The sequence below is a fragment of the Streptomyces sp. NPDC041200 genome (assembly GCF_055591805.1).
Window position 1 is genome coordinate 44,211 of sequence record NZ_JBVIZF010000027.1, and the last position, 19,147, is coordinate 63,357.

At 72.1% G+C, this 19,147-nt stretch carries 18 protein-coding genes; 8 read left to right on the forward strand and 10 right to left on the reverse strand.

What is annotated here, in order from left to right; genetic code table 11:
* Nucleotides 1–6: 6 nt before the first annotated feature.
* Nucleotides 7–897, reverse strand: a complete 891-nt coding sequence (locus ACZ6CL_RS34390; RefSeq protein ID WP_468943194.1) for an alpha/beta hydrolase — start codon at nt 895–897, stop codon at nt 7–9.
* A gap of 263 nt (nt 898–1,160) precedes the next feature.
* Between ACZ6CL_RS34390 and ACZ6CL_RS34395 the strand changes: the two genes are divergently transcribed.
* The 6 genes from ACZ6CL_RS34395 (at nt 1,161) to ACZ6CL_RS34420 (ending at nt 7,275) form a co-directional block, all read left to right on the forward strand.
* Nucleotides 1,161–1,976: a response regulator transcription factor gene (locus ACZ6CL_RS34395; protein WP_468943196.1), complete on the forward strand. Its 816-nt coding sequence runs from the start codon at nt 1,161–1,163 to the stop codon at nt 1,974–1,976.
* A 23-nt stretch (nt 1,977–1,999) separates the two neighbouring features.
* Complete coding sequence (locus ACZ6CL_RS34400; protein ID WP_468943199.1) at nt 2,000–3,022, forward strand: LacI family DNA-binding transcriptional regulator; 1,023 nt, start codon at nt 2,000–2,002, stop codon at nt 3,020–3,022.
* A gap of 102 nt (nt 3,023–3,124) precedes the next feature.
* Nucleotides 3,125–4,240, forward strand: a complete 1,116-nt coding sequence (locus tag ACZ6CL_RS34405; protein ID WP_468943202.1) for a S1C family serine protease — start codon at nt 3,125–3,127, stop codon at nt 4,238–4,240.
* A gap of 88 nt (nt 4,241–4,328) precedes the next feature.
* Entirely contained in the window at nt 4,329–5,069 is a 741-nt protein-coding gene (locus ACZ6CL_RS34410; protein WP_468943205.1) for a response regulator transcription factor, read from the forward strand.
* A complete protein-coding gene (locus ACZ6CL_RS34415) occupies nt 5,066–6,484 on the forward strand; it encodes a sensor histidine kinase (protein ID WP_468943208.1) in 1,419 nt (472 codons plus the stop codon). The genes ACZ6CL_RS34410 and ACZ6CL_RS34415 overlap by 4 nt, the downstream gene beginning before the upstream one ends.
* 65 nt (nt 6,485–6,549) lie before the next feature.
* On the forward strand, nt 6,550–7,275 hold the full coding sequence (locus ACZ6CL_RS34420; RefSeq protein WP_468943210.1) for a response regulator transcription factor: 726 nt from the start codon (nt 6,550–6,552) through the stop codon (nt 7,273–7,275).
* A 319-nt stretch (nt 7,276–7,594) separates the two neighbouring features.
* On the opposite strand, the gene ACZ6CL_RS34425 is transcribed toward ACZ6CL_RS34420, so the two are convergent.
* The 5 genes from ACZ6CL_RS34425 to ACZ6CL_RS34445 form a co-directional block, all read right to left on the reverse strand.
* Nucleotides 7,595–9,556 carry an ABC transporter ATP-binding protein gene (locus tag ACZ6CL_RS34425; protein ID WP_468943295.1) on the reverse strand — a complete coding sequence of 654 codons (1,962 nt, stop codon included), beginning with the start codon at nt 9,554–9,556 and terminating at the stop codon, nt 7,595–7,597.
* Between the two features lie 127 nt (nt 9,557–9,683).
* The gene (locus ACZ6CL_RS34430; protein ID WP_468943212.1) at nt 9,684–9,809 is read right to left on the reverse strand and encodes a hypothetical protein; all 126 of its coding nucleotides are present in this window, start codon (nt 9,807–9,809) and stop codon (nt 9,684–9,686) included.
* Nucleotides 9,810–10,163: 354 nt separating this feature from the next.
* Nucleotides 10,164–11,498: an LmeA family phospholipid-binding protein gene (locus ACZ6CL_RS34435; protein ID WP_468943214.1), complete on the reverse strand. Its 1,335-nt coding sequence runs from the start codon at nt 11,496–11,498 to the stop codon at nt 10,164–10,166.
* Nucleotides 11,499–11,617: 119 nt separating this feature from the next.
* Nucleotides 11,618–11,878 (reverse strand): RNA recognition motif domain-containing protein, encoded by a 261-nt coding sequence (locus ACZ6CL_RS34440; protein ID WP_385447558.1) that lies wholly within the window; start codon nt 11,876–11,878, stop codon nt 11,618–11,620.
* 142 nt (nt 11,879–12,020) lie between these two features.
* Nucleotides 12,021–13,151, reverse strand: a complete 1,131-nt coding sequence (locus ACZ6CL_RS34445; RefSeq protein ID WP_468943216.1) for an NADH:flavin oxidoreductase — start codon at nt 13,149–13,151, stop codon at nt 12,021–12,023.
* A 109-nt stretch (nt 13,152–13,260) separates the two neighbouring features.
* On the opposite strand from ACZ6CL_RS34445, the gene ACZ6CL_RS34450 reads away from it, so the two are divergent.
* Nucleotides 13,261–13,665 carry a MerR family transcriptional regulator gene (locus ACZ6CL_RS34450; RefSeq protein WP_468943218.1) on the forward strand — a complete coding sequence of 135 codons (405 nt, stop codon included), beginning with the start codon at nt 13,261–13,263 and terminating at the stop codon, nt 13,663–13,665.
* On the opposite strand, the gene ACZ6CL_RS34455 is transcribed toward ACZ6CL_RS34450, so the two are convergent.
* Nucleotides 13,625–14,077, reverse strand: a complete 453-nt coding sequence (locus tag ACZ6CL_RS34455; RefSeq protein WP_468943221.1) for an Lrp/AsnC family transcriptional regulator — start codon at nt 14,075–14,077, stop codon at nt 13,625–13,627. The genes ACZ6CL_RS34450 and ACZ6CL_RS34455 overlap by 41 nt on opposite strands.
* Before the next feature lie 60 nt (nt 14,078–14,137).
* Between ACZ6CL_RS34455 and ACZ6CL_RS34460 the strand changes: the two genes are divergently transcribed.
* Nucleotides 14,138–14,932 (forward strand): thioesterase family protein, encoded by a 795-nt coding sequence (locus tag ACZ6CL_RS34460; protein ID WP_468943224.1) that lies wholly within the window; start codon nt 14,138–14,140, stop codon nt 14,930–14,932.
* Here ACZ6CL_RS34460 and ACZ6CL_RS34465 read toward each other — a convergent pair.
* From ACZ6CL_RS34465 to ACZ6CL_RS34475, 3 genes are all read right to left on the reverse strand, one after another.
* Entirely contained in the window at nt 14,898–15,089 is a 192-nt protein-coding gene (locus ACZ6CL_RS34465; RefSeq protein WP_468943226.1) for an N-acetyltransferase, read from the reverse strand. The genes ACZ6CL_RS34460 and ACZ6CL_RS34465 overlap by 35 nt on opposite strands.
* A gap of 77 nt (nt 15,090–15,166) precedes the next feature.
* Complete coding sequence (locus tag ACZ6CL_RS34470) at nt 15,167–15,988, reverse strand: class I SAM-dependent methyltransferase (protein ID WP_468943228.1); 822 nt, start codon at nt 15,986–15,988, stop codon at nt 15,167–15,169.
* Nucleotides 15,989–16,021: 33 nt separating this feature from the next.
* A complete protein-coding gene (locus tag ACZ6CL_RS34475; RefSeq protein ID WP_468943231.1) occupies nt 16,022–19,039 on the reverse strand; it encodes an NACHT domain-containing protein in 3,018 nt (1,005 codons plus the stop codon).
* Nucleotides 19,040–19,147: the final 108 nt, after the last annotated feature.

The following is a 19,147-nucleotide window of genomic DNA, read 5'->3' on the forward strand; positions in this document are numbered from 1 at the left end:
GGGTCCTCAGGCGTGGGCCAGGGCCCATCCCGCGACCCGGTCCAGCAGCTCCGCCGGGGCCGCCGTCTCCGCGTGGCCGAAGCCCGGCTCGATCCACAGCTCCGTGGACGCCCGGTCCGCCGCCGCCATCAGCATCCGCGGATGGTCCAGCGGGAAGTACGGGTCCCGGTCGCCGTGCACGATCAGCAGTGGTGTCGGCGCGATCCGGGGGACGGCAGCCACCGGCGGCAGCGGCTCCGCGCTCCAGCCCCGGCCGTCGATCCGGGTCCGCAGCCCGTAGCGGGAGACCAGCCGCCCGGTCGGCCGGGTGACCGCCCAGTGGACGCGGCGCATCGGGGCCGTCCCCCGGTAGTACCAGCGTGCGGGCGCACTCACCGAGACCACCGCGTCCGCTACCGCGCTGTGCGCCTCCGTGCGCCCCTCGCGCCCCTCGCGCTCCTCGCGTTCCCCATCCGGATTCAGCTCGTTCTGTGCGTACAGCGCCGCGTGGCGGAGCACCACCGAGCCGCCCATCGAGAAGCCGACCGTGCCCACCCGCCGGTGGCCGAGGGTCCGGCCCCAGCGCACCGCGGCCGCGAGGTCCAGCACCTCCCGGTCGCCCACGGTGGACCGCCCGCCGGACCGGCCGTGGCCCCGGAACGAGAACGTGATCACGGCCGTACGCTGCGTGAAGGCCGACGCCACCCGGCGCAGCGCGGGCCGCTCCAGGGCGCCGGTGAAACCGTGAGCGACCACGATCACAGGGGCCCCGGGGGATAGGTCACCGGCCGCCCGGGAAGGCTCGTAACGGGCCTCGATGGGGACCCCGTCCTCGGTGAGCAATGTGGCTCTCCGGGCGCCCGCGGCAGCCGGGGGAAGGAAACGACGAGCAGATTCAGCCTCTCCACCGGGTGTCATGTGGGTTATTCTGCTGGGTGAAGGATCCGGGCAACGTCGCCCCCGGGTCCTTTTGTGCTTTCAGGGGCACCGCGCGCGTTTGAGCGAAGGCTCGCGCGTATGTCCCCGGGGTGCGAGCAGACCGTACGAAGCAGTAGCCGCAGCCCCCAGGCGGAGCGGCCTGGGAGGTGCCCCCTCTCGCAAGGGACCGAGGAGGAAACCGAGGCAATGGGCGAGCGAAGCGTGGACAACATCACGATCACGGCCGGGGCAGGTGGTGGACGATGAGTTCCCTCCTGCTGCTGACCAACGCACTCCAGCCCTCGACGGAGGTGCTCCCCGCCCTCGGCCTGCTGCTGCACAGCGTGCGGGTCGCCCCCGCGGAGGGCCCGGCCCTGGTGGACACCCCGGGTGCCGACGTCATCCTGATCGACGGCCGCCGCGATCTGCCGCAGGTGCGCAGCCTGTGCCAGCTGCTGCGGTCGACCGGGCCCGGCTGTCCGCTGGTCCTGGTGGTGACCGAGGGCGGGCTCGCCGCCGTCACCGCCGACTGGGGCATCGACGACGTGCTGCTGGACACCGCGGGCCCGGCCGAGGTCGAGGCCCGGCTGCGGCTGGCCATGGGCCGCCAGCAGATCACCACCGACGACAGCCCGATGGAGATCCGCAACGGCGATCTGTCGGTCGACGAGGCCACCTACAGCGCCAAGCTGAAGGGGCGGGTGCTCGACCTGACCTTCAAGGAGTTCGAGCTGCTGAAGTACCTCGCGCAGCACCCCGGCCGGGTCTTCACCCGGGCGCAGCTGCTGCAGGAGGTCTGGGGCTACGACTACTTCGGCGGCACGCGCACGGTCGACGTCCACGTACGGCGGCTGCGGGCCAAGCTGGGCCCGGAGCACGAGTCGCTGATCGGGACCGTCCGTAACGTCGGCTACCGCTTCGTCACGCCGGAGAAGGTCGAGCGGGCCGAGCGGGCCGCCGAGGAGGCCCGGGCCAGGAACGCGTCGCGGGACACGGGCCGGGACACCGGCTCCGGTCCGGCGGGCGGAGTCCAGCGGTCCGCGGCGGAACCGGCCCCCGCACGACAGGTCAAGACCTAGCTGGACCCGCGTAGACTTCGCGCGTGGCCAAGGTGACGCGTGATGATGTGGCAAGGCTGGCGGGAACCTCGACCGCGGTCGTCAGTTACGTCATCAATAACGGACCCAGGCCGGTCGCCCCGGCCACGCGCGAGCGGGTACTCGCCGCGATCAAGGAGCTGGGCTACCGGCCCGACCGGGTCGCCCAGGCGATGGCGAGCCGTCGGACCGACCTCATAGGGCTGATCGTTCCGGATGCCCGCCAGCCGTTCTTCGCCGAGATGGCGCACGCCGTCGAACAGGCCGCCGCCGAGCGCGGCAAGATGGTGCTGGTCGGCAACTCCGACTACCTGGACGAGCGCGAGGTGCACTATCTGCGCGCCTTCCTGGGGATGCGGGTGTCCGGGCTGATCCTCATCAGCCAGGGCCCCAGCGAGAACGCCGCCGCCGAGATCGAGGCCTGGGACGCCCGGGTGGTGCTGCTGCACGAGCGGCCCGAGGCGATCGACGACGTGGCCGTGGTGCTGGACGACGTCGGCGGCGCCCAGCTCGCGGTGCGCCATCTGCTGGAGCACGGCCACCCCTATGTGGCCTGCCTCGGCGGCACCGAGATAACCCCGACCGTCGGCGACCCGGTGACCGACCACGTCGAGGGGTGGCGCCGGGCGATGCGGGAGGCCGGGCGGTCCACGGAGGGGCGGCTGTTCCAGGCCCCGTACAACCGGTACGACGCCTACCAGGTCGCCCTCGGCCTGCTGGCCGGGCCGGACCGGCCCCCGGCCATCTTCTGCGCCACCGACGACCAGGCCTTCGGGGTGCTGCGGGCGGCGCGCGAGCTGCGCATCGACGTCCCCGGAGAGCTGGCGGTCGCGGGCTTCGACGACGTGAAGGAGGCGGGTCTGACCGACCCGCCGCTGACCACGGTCGGCTCCGACCGGCCCGCGATGGCCCGCGCCGCGGTCGACCTGGTGCTGGACGACGGGCCGCGGATCCCGGTCTCGCGCCGGGAGCGGGTGCGGCAGTTCCCGTCCGCGCTGGTGGTGCGGCGCTCCTGCGGCTGCGCGTAGCGCCCTCGGCCGGGCGTTCCTTATGTCGGGCATACCGACTTCTGCCCTGGTTCTCAGCAGGCCCTCAGCTGGCTCTCATACTCGCGGCGCACAGTCTTGGACATGACCGACAGCCCACGCCGTAGCGGCGACCACGAGTCCTATCCCTACGCGTACGGTGACGCGGCGGCCTACCCGCCGCCGCCCACCCATGAGCCGCAGACGCCGGTGACCACCCCCTCCGGGGTCACCGTGTGGCCGGGCGGCGGAACCGGCGGCACAGGTGGTCCCGGAAGCGGGGACACCGCGGCGATACCGGCCCCCGGCGGCGGCCACCGCAAGCGGCACCTCTCCCGGTCGGCCGGGCTGCTCGTCGCCGTCGCGGTGGTCTCGGCGCTGGTCGGCGGCGGTACGGCGACCCTGGTCGGGCAGGCCACGGACCAGGGCGGCACGTCCGTGGCGGCCCCCGTCGTCAACGCCAACTCCAGCAGCACCGGCAGCGGGGTCTCCGCCGTGGCGGCGGCCGTGAGCCCCAGCATCGTGGAGATCAGCGCGACGTCCTCCGGGGGCGAGTCCACCGGCTCGGGCGTGATCATCACCAGCGGCGGCGAGATCATCACCAACAACCACGTCATCTCCGGCGCCGACTCGATCAAGGTGACGTTCAGCGACGGCAGCACCAAGAGCGCGTCCGTGGTCGGCACCGACAGCGACAAGGACCTGGCCCTGATCAAGGTGAGCGGCGCGAGCGGACTCAAGGCCGCGTCCCTGGGCGACTCCAGCCAGGTCAAGGTCGGCGACCAGGTCGTGGCCATCGGCTCGCCCGAGGGGCTGACCGGCACCGTGACCAGCGGCATCGTCTCCGCGCTCGCCCGAGACGTCACCGTCTCCACGGACGAGGACCAGGGCCAGGACCAGGACCGGGGCCAGCAGGGCGGCGGCGGCCAGTGGCCGTTCGAGTTCGGCGGCGGCAGCTACAACGGTGACGTCGGCCAGTCGACGACCACGTACAAGGCCATCCAGACCGACGCCTCGCTCAACCCCGGCAACTCCGGCGGCGCGCTCATCAACATGCGGGGCCAGATCATCGGGATCAACTCCGCGATGTACGCCCCGGCCTCGGGCCAGAGCAGCAGCGCGGGCAGCATCGGCCTCGGCTTCTCGATTCCGGTCAACACCGTCAAGTCCGACCTCGCCGCCCTGCGCGACGGCGGCAGCGGCGGCAACGGCAACAGCTGAGCCGCCACGGCGGAGGATGGCGTGCGAGGCTGACAGCACAGCGCCCGCCCCGCCCCCCGCCCCCGCCCACCGTTAAGGAAACCGACCCATGAGCCCCGCCGACCACGGCGATCAGCCCGCCCGCATCCTGATCGTCGACGACGAGCCGGCCGTCCGCGAGGCGCTGCAGCGCAGCCTCGCCTTCGAGGGCTACGCGACCGAGACCGCCGTCGATGGTGTGGACGCCCTGGAGAAGGCCGGTACCTATGACCCCGAGCTGATCGTGCTCGACGTGCTGATGCCCCGCATGGACGGGCTCACCGCCGCCCGGCGGCTGCGCGCCACCGGGGTGACCGTGCCCGTCCTGATGCTCACCGCGCGCGACACGGTCGGCGACCGGGTCACCGGCCTCGACGCGGGCGCGGACGACTACCTCGTCAAGCCGTTCGAGCTGGACGAGCTGCTGGCCCGTATCCGGGCCCTGCTGCGCCGCAGCTCGTACGCGGCCGCGGCGGGCGCGCCGGTCGCCGACGACGACACGATGTCCTTCGGCGATCTGCGGATGGATTTGGTGACCCGCGAGGTCACCCGGGGCGGGCGGCGCGTGGAGCTGACCCGGACCGAGTTCACCCTGCTGGAGATGTTCCTCGCGCATCCGCGCCAGGTCCTCACCCGCGAACAGATCCTGAAGGCCGTATGGGGCTTCGACTTCGAGCCGTCGTCCAACTCGCTGGACGTGTACGTGATGTATCTGCGCCGCAAGACCGAGGCGGCCGGAGAGCCGCGGCTCGTCCACACGGTGCGGGGCGTGGGGTACGTCCTGCGGCCCGCGGAGGGCGAGCCGTCGTGAGGTTGCGCGGACTCCCGCTGCGCTCGCGGCTGGCCCTGCTGACCGCGGTGGCGGTGGCGCTGGCGGTCGCGGCGTCGGCGTTCGCGTGCTGGCTGATCGTGCGCGAACAGCTCAGCGCACAGCTCGACTCGTCGCTGCGCACCGTCAGGGTCGACGAGCGCAACGTGGTGAGCATCCTGGACGCGTGCCAGAACCCCGACGGCGACGACGGCCACACCCCGCGCGCCCTCGGCTCGTACTCCGTGCAGATCGTGCTGCCCGACGGCAGCCGCTGCCCCCAGCCCGGGGCGACGAAGCTGCCGGTGAGCGCCGACGACGTGGCGGTCGCCACCGGAACGCGGCCGACCGCGCTGCACGACGCGACCGCCGAGGACGGCCGCGACATGCGGGTCTTCACCTACCGGCCGTCCGGCGGCCCCGACAGCCCGCTGCCGCGCGGTATCGCCGTCTCCATGGCCCGTCCGCTCAGCGAGGTCCAGGAGCCGCTGAACACCCTCGCGCTCGTCCTCGCCCTCGTCGCGGGCATCGGCGTCGTCGGCGCCGGGGCGGCCGGGCTGTGGATCGCCCGGACCGGGCTGAAGCCGGTGGACCGGCTGACGCATGCCGTCGAGCATGTGGCCCGCACCGAGGATCTGGCCGTCCGCATCCCCGCCGAGGGCGACGACGAGATCGCCCGGCTGTCCCGCTCGTTCAACGCCATGACCGCCGCCCTCGCCTCCTCCCGCGACCGCCAGCAGCAGCTGATCGCCGACGCGGGGCACGAGCTGCGCACCCCGCTCACCTCGCTCCGTACCAACATCGAACTGCTCGCCCGCAGCGACGAGACCGGCCGCGCGCTGCCTCCGGAAGACCGCAAGGCGCTCATGAGCAGCGTCAAGGCGCAGATGACCGAGCTGGCGGCGCTCATAGGAGACCTCCAGGAGCTGTCCCGGCCGGACGCGCTGCCCGGCAGCGGGCCGCTCCAGGTGGTCGCCCTGCACGAGATCGCGGACAGCGCCCTGCGACGGGCCCGGCTGCGCGGCACCGGGATCTCCCTCGACGCCTCGATCGCGCCCTGGTACGTACGCGGTGAGGCGGCGGCGCTGGAGCGGGCGCTGGTCAACCTGCTCGACAACGCCGTGAAGTTCAGCCCTTCGGGTGGTGTCATCGATGTCGCGCTCAGAAGGGGGGAGTTGACGGTGCGGGACCGTGGCCCCGGCATTCCGGCCGATGAACTCCCGCACGTCTTCGAGCGGTTCTGGCGTTCGCCGTCCGCCCGCAGCTTGCCCGGCTCCGGGCTCGGGCTGTCCATCGTGGCCCGTACCGTCCAGCAGTCCGGCGGCCAGGTGGGGCTGCGGCCCGCGGCCGGTGGCGGCACCGTCGCCTGGCTCCGCCTCCCCGGCGCCCCCACCGCCCCGCCCGAACTGGACCCCTGACCTTCTCAGTCTCTCTACACGCCGGACTCAGCGCACGCACAGCCTCGGGCACCAGGTTTACGTCCATGCACGAGACTTCCCGGATCCTGGTCGTGGACGACGAGCCTTCGGTGCGCGAAGCCATCGGCAGAGCCCTGCGGTTCGAGGGCCACGAGGTCGACACGGCGGGGGACGGTCTCGCGGCGCTGCGCCGCATCGACGAGGAGCCGCCCGATCTGGTGCTGCTCGATGTGACGATGCCGGGCCTCGACGGTCTTGCGGTGGCCCGCCGCGTACGGGCCTCCGGCCGCACCGTACCGATCATGATGGTCACCGGGCGGGACTCCGTGGGGGACCGCGTCGTCGGCCTCGACAACGGCGCCGACGACTACCTGGTCAAGCCGTTCGCGTGCGACGAACTGCTGGCCCGGGTGCGCGCGCTGCTGCGGCGCGGCCGGGCCGCCGTGCCGTTAGGCGGGCCGCCCGTCCGTACGCCGCCCCCGGCGCCGGACGCCCAACTCGCCTTTGACGACATGACCCTGGACACCCTCACCCGCCAGGTCACCCGCTCCGGTCGCCAACTCGACCTCACCAAGACCGAATTCGCCCTGCTGAAGCTCTTCCTGTCCCGCCCCCGCCAGGTCCTCAGCCGCGCCGCGATCCTCCGCGACATCTGGGGCTTCGACTTCGAGCCGTCGTCCAACACGCTGGACGTGTACGTGATGTACCTGCGCCGCAAAACGGAGGCGGGCGGCGAGCCGCGCGTGGTCCACACGGTGCGGGGTGTCGGCTACGTGCTGCGTGCGGACTAGGTTTCTCTCCCCAGCCCCGCCCCTTCCCGAACCGGGGGCAAGCCCCCGGCCCCGCCGGGGCTCCGCCCCGGGCCCCGCTCCTCAAGCGGCGGAGGGGCTGGGGGTGGGGTAGTTCCGCCCCGGGCCCGGCTCCTCAAGCGGCGGGCCACCGTCCGGGCGGCGGGGCCCGAGGGCGGTGTCCCCGGCCCCCGCCGGGGCTTCGCTGGGGTTGCGTCCGGGGCCCAGAGTCGGGTGCTGGTCGGCTCAGTGGGCACCCCGGGTTTCGGCGCCCGGGGCGGAGCCTCGGTTTCGGGAAGGGGCGGGGTGGGGGGAAGTCCCGTCAGAGCGACGGGCCGAGCTGGACCGTGGGGTGCGATCCGGTGTCCGTCAGGGAGCCGTTCTGGGAGCCGTGGAGGCGGGCGTAGGCGCCGTTCTGGGCGAGCAGTTCGCGGTGGGTTCCGGTCTCCACGAGGCGGCCGTGGTCGAGGACCAGGATGCGGTCGGCGTCCGGGGCCAGGTTGAGGTCGTGGGTGATCATGATCGTGGTACGGCCCGTCATCAGCCGCCGCAGCGGCCGCACCACACGCCGCGCGGCCAGCGCGTCGAGGCCGGTGGTGGGCTCGTCCAGGACCAGCACCGGCGCGTTGCGCAGCATCGCCCGCGCGATCGCGATCCTCTGGAGCTGACCGCCGGACAGCTGGGCGGTATGCGGGTCGATCCGGGTGTCGTACCCCTCCGGCAGGGCGCGGATGAACTCGTCCGCGGCCGCGTCCCGCGCCGCGCGGACGATGTCGTGGTCGCTCGCCCCGGGCCGTCCGCACGCGATGTTCTCGCGGATCGTGTCGTGCAGGATCAGCGTCTCCTGCGGCAGCAGCGTCACGTGCTCGCGCAGGAAGCCGAGCGGTACGGCGTGGAGCGGCACCCCGTCCAGGCGTACGTAGCCCTCGCCCGGGTCGTAGAAGCGCAGCAGCAGCTTGGAGACGGTCGACTTGCCCGCCCCGCTCGCCCCCGTGATCAGGACGAATTCGCCCGGGCGGGCGGTCAGCGACACCCCGGCCAGGGTCGGCCGCTCGGCGCCCGGGTAGCGGAAGCCGACCCGGTCGAACTCCACCGTGCCGTGCACCCGCCACGGCGCGACGGCCGCGCCCGGCGCGGGATCGCCTACGGCCGGTTGGGCGTCGAGGATCTCCAGCAGCCGTTCGGCGCCCGCGGTCGCGGCGGTGAGGGTCAGGCCCAGCTGGCCGAGGTTGCGGATCGGCGGGTAGAGGTAGCCGAGGAAGGCGGCGAAGGCGAGCAGCTGGCCGATCGTCATGCGGTCCTGGGAGATCTCCCAGGCGCCGAGCCCGATGACGGCGAGCACGCACAGCGTCTCGATGACCTCCACCAGCTGCTCGTACAGCTCGCTCATCCGCGCCCCGGACACCGAGGCCCGCATCCACGCCCACGCCTCCCGCCGCAGCCGGTCCTCCTCGGCGGCCTTGCGGTTGTACGCCTGGGTCAGCACGACATTGCTCAGGGACTCCTCGACCACGGAGGTGATGGCGCCGTCGGCGACCCGCTCCTCCCGGGCGACCGACTTGATGCGGCCGGAGAAGCGCCGGGCGGCCAGCCAGAACAGCGGCGCGAGGACGAAGGTGGCCAGCGCCAGGTCCCAGCGCAGGGTGAAGGCGGCGATGGAGAAGAAGACGGTGCTGAAGATCGCCGAGACGGTGCCCACCACCCCGGACACCACCATCTGCTCGATGGCGTCGATGTCCCCGGTCAGCCGCTCCAGCAGATCGCCCTGGCGGTGGCGGGAGAAGAAGTGCGGCGGCAGGTCCTGGACGTGCCCGAAGACCCGGGCCCGCAGCCGCATCACGAAGCGCTCGGCGGTCCAGACGGCGAGCGAGTTACCGGCGTAGCCGACGCCCGCGCCGAGGACGGCGACCGCGAGCCACTGCGCCGCGGGGCTCCAGAACGCGCTGAGCGAGCCCTGCCGCAGGGCGTTGTCGGTGAGGTCGGAGAAGAGCAGGATCGCGGCGGTCTCGGCGAGCGCCGCGGCGATGACACAGACGCAGATCAGCACGATCCAGCGCCGGTCGCCCCTGGTGAGCGGCCAGAACCGGCGGAACGCCACCCGCGCCGGAAGCTGCGGAGCGGCCTGCTCCGCCTCCTCGCCGTCCTCCAGGGCGGGAATGTACGCGTACTCCTCGGGCAGCGGCTGCACCGCCCGCTGGTGACGGCCGTACGGGCGGGGCCGCCCGGGGCGCCGGTGCCGACCGCGGCCGGTGGCGGGATCGGCCACGACCATGCGCAGCTGCATGGTCGCCTGGTCGTCGTACGCGGGTGAGGGCGGGGGCGGTGGTGTGGTCACTGGGTCTCCCGGGTCCGGAAACGGCCGAGGCGGGCCCGCGGCGCGATTGCCGCGGGCCCGCCTTTCAGGGGGTGGGTCAGCCACCAATGGGGCGACGGGGCTGACGCTTCTGCGGCGCCTTCGGGGCCGGCTTCGGGTGCTTCTTCTTCGCCGGCTCGGGCTTGCGGGCGGGCTTGACCGGGGCGATCTTCTTGAAGCTCATGATGTTTACCTCTCGCGAATGTCGGCGATTCTTTTTCTTTTGTCTGGGCCGTTCGGTTGGGCCGTTCGGCTTCGACACGGAAAACATTAGGAGGGCTATCCGTGAGGGAGTTCGGTCTCCGCTGTGTGTTTGCCCAGAGCCGTCTGACGGATTTCTCAGGCGGACGCGGGAACCGCCGCGCGCCCGTTCGCGTCCTGCGTGGGCGCGCGGGGCCGGGCATTCCCGGCATGACGAAGGGCCCAGCATGACGAAGGGCCGGGCATGACGAAGGGCCGGGCATGACGAAGGGGCCGGGCATGACGAAGGGGCCGGTGGCATATCGCCACCGGCCCCTTCGCCTACGCTATGCGGGAATTACGGCCGCTTTCCGAAGCCCATCTGGGTGCCGGTCAGGTCGGCCACGATCCCGTCCGGCTTCACGCCGATGTTCTGGATCTTGATGCCCTTGGCCTTTTCCGGCAGCTGGAAGGAGAGCGACAGCTTTTCCGACAGCTCCGGCAGCTTGTACTTGGTCAGCGCGGCGGCCACCGTCGGGTCGATGCCGAGCTTCTTGATCAGCTCGGGGTGCTCGTTCGTCACGTCGACGAGGTTGACCTTCGTCAGCGACGGTACGAACTTCGGCGACCCGGTGATCTTGTCCAGCTGCCGGTCGTCCTGGCGCGCCCGCCCGGCCGGTTCGGGAGCGATCCCCAGTCGCTCCGCCACCGACGGCACCGACAGCAGCGCCCTCGCCTTCGCCGTGTCGTCGCTGATCTGCTTGGCCGCCTTGGGGTGCAGTCGCAGCCCGGCGTTCTTGCCCGGCCGGTAGGTGGCGATCCCGGGGATCTCCAGCCGCATGCCGGTCACCTCGGTGGAGATCCCCCGGTCTCCCTGGCGCTGTATGTGGGCCATCGCGTGCAGCGACACATCCTGCCCGGCGACCGGCAGCTTGCCGTCCGCGCGCACCGAGTTGGGGCCGAACGCCCGGAACCGCACCTGAGAGGCCCCCAGCTCCCGGTCCAGGTCCTCGAAGGCCAGCAGGACGTCGCCCTTCATGCGCTCCACCACGGCGCCCTTGATGGAGGTGGGCAGATCGGCGTTCAGCCGGATGCCCTGGGCCTGGACGTTCACCTTGGCGAGGGAGACGCGGTCGGCCGCCACATCGGGCACCGCCACGTCGACCCCCTCCAGCTTCTTGTCCATCACCTGGGTGAGGAACGGGAAGCCGTGGATGGTCACGTTGGGCGCCGTGGCCAGCTTGAGCTTCTTCTGCAGCGCGGCCTCAGCCTTGCGCTCCACGTACATCACGGCGCACCGGTCGGCCAGCACCGCCAGGGCCGCGAGCACCAGCACGCCGATGACCAACTTCGCGGTGAGCGGCACCGCTTTGAAGCGCCCGCGCCCGCGGCGGCGGCCGCGCCGGGAGCGGCCGTGGTCGGGCGGTGACCACGGCTCGCCACCGTCTCCGCTCGCGCCGTCCTTGCCGGTGGCGCCGGCGCCACCGAGGTCGGCGGTGTCGTCGTCATCCGGCTTCAGCCCGAGGCCGAGCGGGTCCTCCGGGTCGTACGGATCGGCCAGCTCGGCGAGTTCCTCGTACGGGTTGCTGTACGAGTTGCCCTCCTGCTGCTGCGCGTCGCGGGGTGGGCCGCTGTCTCGGTCGCTGTGAGGATTGTGGGGACGAGGTGAAGATATGCGTGTGGGGGATCGCATCACCCAATACCACCACGCCACACTGCTCCGCCCGCAAGTCCTAGCGGCGATACGTGGCGAACGGCACGCTCACGCGGCTCCGCCGCCGTGCCGTCCGCCCGCCGTCCGCGCGGCTCCGCTCACCGGCCGCCGCGTGAAACCGCCCTCGCTTCTGTGACGGTGACGGACCGTCCGTTCATCTCCTGTCCATCCAGCTGGGCCATGGCCTTCTCGGCGTCCATGTCCGCCATTTCCACGAACCCGAACCCCCGCGAGCGCCCGGTGTCCCGGTCGGTGATGACGGTCGCGTCCATCACCGACCCGAACTGCCCGAACAGCTTCTCCAGGTCTTCCCGCGTGGTCTGGTAACTGAGATTGCCTACATGCAGCCGCTTCGACATGACCCGCTCTCCCTGCCTGCTCCGGGACGCCGTCAAGGTGGCGCCAATCGGGTCAATCGTTGCAGTGAGGAGGAAAACGGGCCATCGTGATGCGGCCGAACCGGTGACCCGGTGGCTCCCACCGCCAGGTCCCGGCCGGGGCTCAGTGCAGTTTCTGGAGCTGGTCGGCGGCGAAGGGGACGAGCGCGTCGGTGTCCCCGTCGAGGACCTTCCGGGCCCACTCCGGGTCGCCGATCAGGGCGCGGCCGATCGCGATGAGGTCGAACTCGTCCCGCTCCAGCCGGTCCAGCAGCTTCTCGATGCCCGCCACCCCGGTCCGGGTCCCGCCCTGGAACGACGACATGTCGAACTGCTTGTCCAGGCCGACGGAGCCGACGCTGATGGTGGCCTTGCCGGTGAGCTTCTTGGTCCAGCCCGCGAGGTTCAGGTCCGAGCCCTCGAACTCCGGCTCCCAGTACCGGCGGGTGGAGGAGTGGAAGGCGTCCACCCCGGCCTCCGCGAGCGGGGCGAGGATCGCCTCCAGCTCCTGCGGGGTCCGGGCGAGCCGCGCGTCGTAGTTGTTGGCCTTCCACTGCGAGGTGCGGAAGACGATCGGGAAGTCCGGGGAGACGGCCTTCCGGCAGGCGGCCACGATCTCGGCGGCGAATCGGGTACGGGCGACCGGGTCGCCGCCGTAGCCGTCGGTGCGGCGGTTGGTGTGCTCCCACAGGAACTGGTCGATCAGATAGCCATGGGCGCCGTGCAGTTCGACCCCGTCGAAGCCGGTGCGCTCCGCGTCCGCCGCGGCCTCGGCGAAGGCGGCGACCGTCGCGTCCAGGTCGTCCTGGGTCATCGCCCGGCCCTTGGGGGTGCCGTCCAGCGCGAGGCCCGACGGGCTGTGCACGGGGGCGTCCGGGACCGGGCCCGCGCCCTCGTCGCGCACCGCCCCGACGTGCCAGATCTGCGGCATGATGCGGCCGCCCGCGCGGTGCACCTCCGCCACCACGTTCTTCCAGCCCGCCAGGGCGTCTTCCCCGTGGAACCGCGGCACCCGGTCGCTCTCGCCCGCCGAGGGGTGGCCGATGTACGTTCCCTCGGTGATGATCAGCCCGACCCCACCGGCCGCCCGGCGCGCGTAGTACCGCGCCACATCGTCACCGGGGACGCCGCCCGGCGAGAACTGGCGCGTCATCGGCGCCATGGCGATCCGGTTCGGCACGGTGAGCCCGCCCAGGGTGAACGGGCGGGACAGTATCTGGGTCGCGCGATCGGCGGCAGCGCTGCTGGCAGGCACGTGGATGCTCCTCGTAGCAGGACGACGTTACTCGGAGCTAAGCTAAAACCTGACGTTGACGTCAGAGGCAAATATCGCGCGAAGACACGGAAGGCAGGGGGAGGCGCGGATGCGCATCGGTGAACTGGCCGCCAGGGCAGGGGTGAGCGTACGGGCACTGCGCTACTACGAGGAGCAGCACCTGCTGAACCCCGAGCGCAGCGCCAGCGGTCAGCGGCACTACCACGAGAGCGCGGCCGACCGCGTCCATCTGATCCAGCAGCTGTTCGCCGCGGGGCTGTCGAGCCGGACCATCGTGCAGCTGATGCCGTGCGTCGACACCGGTGAGGCGACCCCGGCGATGCTGGAGCTGCTGCTGGCCGAGCGCGACCGCATCGACCGTCAGATCGGTGAGCTGGCCGACGCCCGCGACCGGCTCGACACCGTCATCACCTCCACGAAGGTCCGCTCCTGCTCGCACGGGCAGCCGCACCTCATAGGGGCAGCGGCCGGTCCACCACGACATCCTTCATGACGAGGGTGGAGCTGAGGCGCTGCACGCCGGGGAGCGTGGCGAGGCGGTCGTCGTACAGCTCCTGAAAGGCGGGCAGGTCGCGGGTGACGACGCGCAGAAGGTAGTCGGGGTCGCCGAACAGCCGCTGCGCCTGCAGGACGTTGGGGATGGCGGCGACGGCCTCTTCGAAGGCGGCGACGGTGTCGCGGGACGCGTCGTGCATCGTGATGAAGACCAGGGCGTCGAAGGTGAGCCCGAGGGTGTGGGCGTCGAGGTGCGCGCGGTAGCCGCTGATCGCACCGGAGCGCTCCAGCGCGCGCAGCCGCCGGTGGCAGGGCGAGAGGCTGAGGCGTACGCGCTCGGCGAGTTCGGTAACGGTGAGCCGCCCGTCTTTCTGCAACTCGGCAAGGATTTTCCGGTCTACGTCGTCCATGAGGAAGATTCTCCCTCACCTTTAGGGTGGTCTGGTCAACACCTGCCCAGGAGGGACCCGTTGGACAGCTACTTCGAGCGCACCGCCGAGCACCGCTACAAGCCCACCCAGCACGTAGGCGGCGCGTGGGCCTCCGACGAACAGCACTTCAGCCCGCTCGGCGGCCTCATCGTCCACGCCATCGACCGCCACCTGGCCGGGCGTCCGGACGTCTCCGGGATGGTCTTGAGCCGCGTCAGCTTCGACATCCTGGGGTGCCTCGCCCTCGACGAGTGCGAGATCCGGGTGGAGACCGTCCGGCCCGGCCGCACCATCGAACTCCTCGAAGCCACCGTGCGCATAGCGGACCGTCCGGTGGTCCGGGCCCGTGCCTGGCTGCTGACCGCCCTGGATACCGGCGCCGTCGCGGGCGGCGGCGCCGACCGCCTCACCCCGCCGGACGCGCTCGCGCCCTGGGACATGTCCACCGTGTGGCCCGGCGGGTTCATCGCCTCCCTGGACGTCCGGCCGCTCACCCCGCCGCGGCCGGGCCGCGCCACCGTCTGGACCTCCACCGATGTGGACCTCGTCGCGGGAGAGGTGGCGAGTCCGCTGGCGTCCCACGTCGCCCTGGTGGACACCGCCAACGGCATCGCCGTGCGCCAGTCTCCCGCCGCCTGGATGTTCCCCAACGTCGACCTGACGCTCCACTTCCACCGGCAGCCCGAAGGCCGCTGGACCGGGCTGGACACCACCGTCGTCTTCGGCCCCACCGGCCAGGGCATCACCAGCACCGTCCTGCACGACCTGGACTGCCCGGTCGGTCACGCCCAGCAGATCCTCACGGTCCGCCCGCAGCCGGGTGAAGCGCCTTGACCATCACCCGCTCCCCGGTCGCGTCGTCGGGACGCGTCTCGGTGAACCCGTTGCGCCGGTAGAGGGCGACGGCGGCCTCGTTGCCCGGCAGCACCCCGAGCGCGACGCCGACGGCGCGGCCGTCCCGGAGGGCGACGACGTGAAACGCGCCCGGCATCTCCAGACGCTTCGGTCAGGGCGGCGAGCCGCGCCTCCCGCCACAGCGGCCAGTCGTCCGCCGTGAGCACCGCAGGCTCACCCCTTCGTGGCGCGCAGGGAGTACATCAGCGGCACCCGGGGATGGCCCGCGGGGAAGCGGAACACAGGGTTCTGCGCAGGCCCGGTCCGCTCCAGCACCGGATAGCGCGGGAAGAGCGTGGTGTCGTGCTCGTGCAGGAACTCGATCCGCAGCCCCGCCTGGGCGAGGGCCGTCACCACGGCGCCCAGCGGGTGCTGCCACTGTACGGAGACGGTGTGGTCGAGCGGCGGCCCGTCGGTGTACGTGTGCGGCTCGTCCCACGTCGTGCCCTGATCGTCGAAGTAGTCCACCTCGACGCTCTTCCCGTCGTCCCCCAGCACCTCGGTCAGCGGATGGAACTCCGCCAGGTACAGCACCCCGCCCACCTCCAGCAGCCCGGCCACGACGCGCGCCCAGCGCGGGACATCGGGCAGCCAGCACAGCGCGCCGAGCCCGGTGTACACGACGTCGAACCGCTCACCGCCGAGCACCTCCGCCGCGTCGTAGACATCCGCCGCGACGAACCGCGCCCGGTCCTCGCCGAGCCCCAGGTCCACGGCCAGCCCGCGCGCGGTGCGGATGGCCGCCTCGGAGAAGTCCAGCCCGGTGACGTGCGCCGCCCCGCGGAGGGCCCAGGACAGCGTGTCCTGCCCCATGTGGCACTGGAGATGGACGAGCCGCCGACCGCTGACGTCCCCCAGCTCATCCACCTCGAAGCCGCGCAGCGTGCGGGCGCCGTCGCGGAACCCGGCCAGATCGTAGAAGTCGCTGTCGGCGTGGATCCGGACCCGGTCGTCCCAGTTCGCGCGGTTGCGCCGTAGCCAGTCGTCGTCCGTCATGGCCGGGACGCTAGTGCGTACGTCTCCCGGCCCTCATCCGGTTTTCAGGGGCCCGGCCGGTTCGGCGGGGACGCCCGCGCGGCGGCGGGGCAGCGGGAGCGGCTGGATCGCCACGCCGGGCAGCTCGTCCTCGCTGACGGCGTGGACGCCCCGGAGGGTGATGGTCTCCAGGTGGCGGAGTGAGCGCAGCGGGGCGAGGTCGACGGCGCGGGCGTCGGGCTTCTGGGCCTCGACGTGCAGATGACGGAGGCCGGGGAAGCACGCGGCCACCCAGGCCAGCGTCACATCGCGCCGGTACGAGGTGACGCTGAGCCGGGAGAGCTGGGGCAGCCGGTAGAAGGCGGGGCCGATTTCCCGGTCGATGTCCTTGACCCTGAGGTGGTCCAGGGAGGTGAGGTGCGCCAGGTTGTCGAAGTACCAGTAGTTCTGGCGGGAGGCGAGGTCCAGCGTGGTCAGCGCCAGGTCCGCCAGCGGTAGCAGGTCGTTGACGTGCGGGCATTTGGTCAGGGTGAGCACGCGCAGCCGGGTGAGGTGCCGGAGGCAGCCGAGGTCGGACAGCGTGACGTTGTCGTCGATCCGCAGGTGGGTGAGGGGGCCGGGGTCGAGGGTGGTGCGCAGCTCGTCCTCCGTGAAGTCGCCGCGCAGGAGCAGCAGCGGGCGGGGGCCGGTGTCCTGGAGCATGCGCAGGTGTTCCACGGATTCGGCGACGAAGTACAGACCGCCGGGAGTGAGGCGGGAGATCACCTCGGTGAAGTAGCGCTCGGTGTCGAAGCGCTGCCAGCCGGAGGCGAGTTGGGCGCGGACGGGGAGGGAGGGATGCGTGCAGAACCGGCGCAGATAGGGGATCGCGGCGTCCGTGCCGACGACTGACGCCGTGATCACGCAGGCTTCCGCCTCGGCGTCGGAGAGCCCTTCCGGCCCGGGGAGGAGCTGGAGCACGAGCGGGCCGACGTTGGCGAGGTCGCGGGCGGCGCTGGCGCTTCGGGGCGGGATGAGTTCGTCGGCGCGTCGCTTCACCTGGTCCCGTACGTGGGGGTCGAGGTCGGCCGCGTGCTCCAGGCAGGCCATCGCGAGGAGGTGGAGCCGGGCGCGTACGGCCGGGTGCGCGCTGCCGCGGTCCATGAGCTTGGTGAGCAGTTCGACGCGCTCGCGCGGGCGCGCGTGGGCGACCGACATGCGGAAGACGTCCTCCCACTGGGTGTCGTCGGCATGGCTGACCAGCAGCCCCACGTCCCACGCCTCCACGGCGGCCTTCGCGCCCAGGTAGTCCTGGAAGGTGCGGTGGACGAACTCCACGGTGCCCACCGAAGGCTCCCGGAGCAGGCCGCTGCGCAGGAGGAGGTGGTTCAGGATGCGCCGGGCGTTGCCGAGGGCCTGCGCGGCCGGGACGGACGGCAGGGCCTCGGCGACGATGGCCTCGGCCCGGTCGCGGTCGAGTTCGGCCTCGCCGTTGCGGATCAGGTAGTACGCCAGCCGCTGGAGAAGCTGGATCTGCGGTTCGTCGTCGAGCTGGATGTCGCCGGGCGCGTAGACATGGCGTTCGGTGTCGCGCCGGGTCAGCAGCATGGAGAGCGCCGCGTCGTAGAGGGCCTTGCGGCCGGGCGGCAGATAGCCCCGCCGGGCCCGGTGGAGGGCGCAGATGAGGCCGCACATCAGGGGGTTGGTGGCGAGGCGGCTGAGGTCCTGCTTGGTGCGGACGGCCGTGTGGAGGGCCGACTGGTACGCGCCGAGGGCGATGCGCTCGTCGTCCGTACGGCAGGCCTGGCGCGCCGCGTCGTGCCAGCGGTCGATGAAGGCGGTCATGTCATCGCGGCGCATGGGGGACAGCGCGAACTCGCTGAAGTCCTGGGCGGCCAGCCAGTCGTCGGCGACGGCGGAGGGGCGGGAGGTGACGAGCCACAGATTGCCGGGGTAGGCGATCAGCAGATCGGCCAGCCAGGCGCGGGTGCGCTCCCGGTCGCGTTCGGGGATCTCGTCGATGCCGTCGATCAGCAGCAGCCCGCGCCCGGCGGTGAGCACGCGGTCGGCCCAGCCGGGCGGCTGGGCGGCGTCCAGGGGGCTGTGGACGGAGGCGAGGAAGCGGGCCGGGGAGGGCAGGGCGTCCTGGCGGGCGATGGTGCGCAGCGGGAGGACGAAGGGGACGCGGCCGATCAGCTGCTCCAGCCCGCGCGGCGGTTCCTGCCGGGCGGCGGAGACCGCGAGCCACTGGACGAGGGTGGTCTTGCCGGAGCCCGCGACGCCGCGCAGCAGGACGCGCTCGTGGCCGGAGAGCGCCCGGTCGGCGGGGAGGGCGGTGAGCGGGGCTCCGTCGAGGCCGAGGGGGCGCTCGTCGTCCTGGGAGACGGCCTCCAGGCTGAGGTACGCGGCGTCCAGCGGCCAGGTGGCCTCGGCGTGGCTGAGGTCGATGCCGACGATGGTCAGCGTGCCGTGCTTTTTGACCGTGTAATCGGCGTACCGGCGCTCGAACGCGGCGTCCTGCGCGGACTGGGACGGCAGCCGCTCGATCAGGATGTCGATCTTGGTGATCAGCTCGCTGAGCTGCCCGCTCTGCTCGACCAGGGTGCGGGCGACGAAGGTCGAGCGCTGGGTGAAGAAGTGCAGGATGTGCAGGCAGGCGGTGTCGAGGAGACCTCGGTAGAGCCGGGACGCGTTCAGCGAGAGGTGGGCGTCGGGAAGCTCGGCCTTGTAGTGGAGATCCTTGGCCAGCACCCGGTGACCGAACCGCACGGCCTGCACGTCGTCCATGGTCAGGTCGCCCAGTGAGTACAGCGACCTGGTCAGCGCGTCGGTCAGCGGCTCGGCCTCATCGGCGGGGACCGGCCGCTCGCCCGGACCCGCCCCCGCCAGGGCGCGTTCGACGAGTGTGGCGGCGAGCTTGCGCAGGTCCTTGTCGGTCAGCGTGCGCTTCTCGCCGCGGAAGGAGACGAGGGAGGAGATGCGGACCGGCCGGTCCACCAGCCCGGCGCCCGGCCCCTCCGGTACGAACAGCTTCTTGATGAGCGGCGCGACGGCGCTGGACGCGAGGCGCGCGCCGATGACTGCGGGATCCACGTCCCATTCCCCCCGGTAGCGGTGGCTCCTGGCCGGTCAGCATAGCGGCGGGGGAGGGACTTTGGTCCCGAAACGGACAATCGGAGGTCCCTGCGCAAGGGGCGGGGA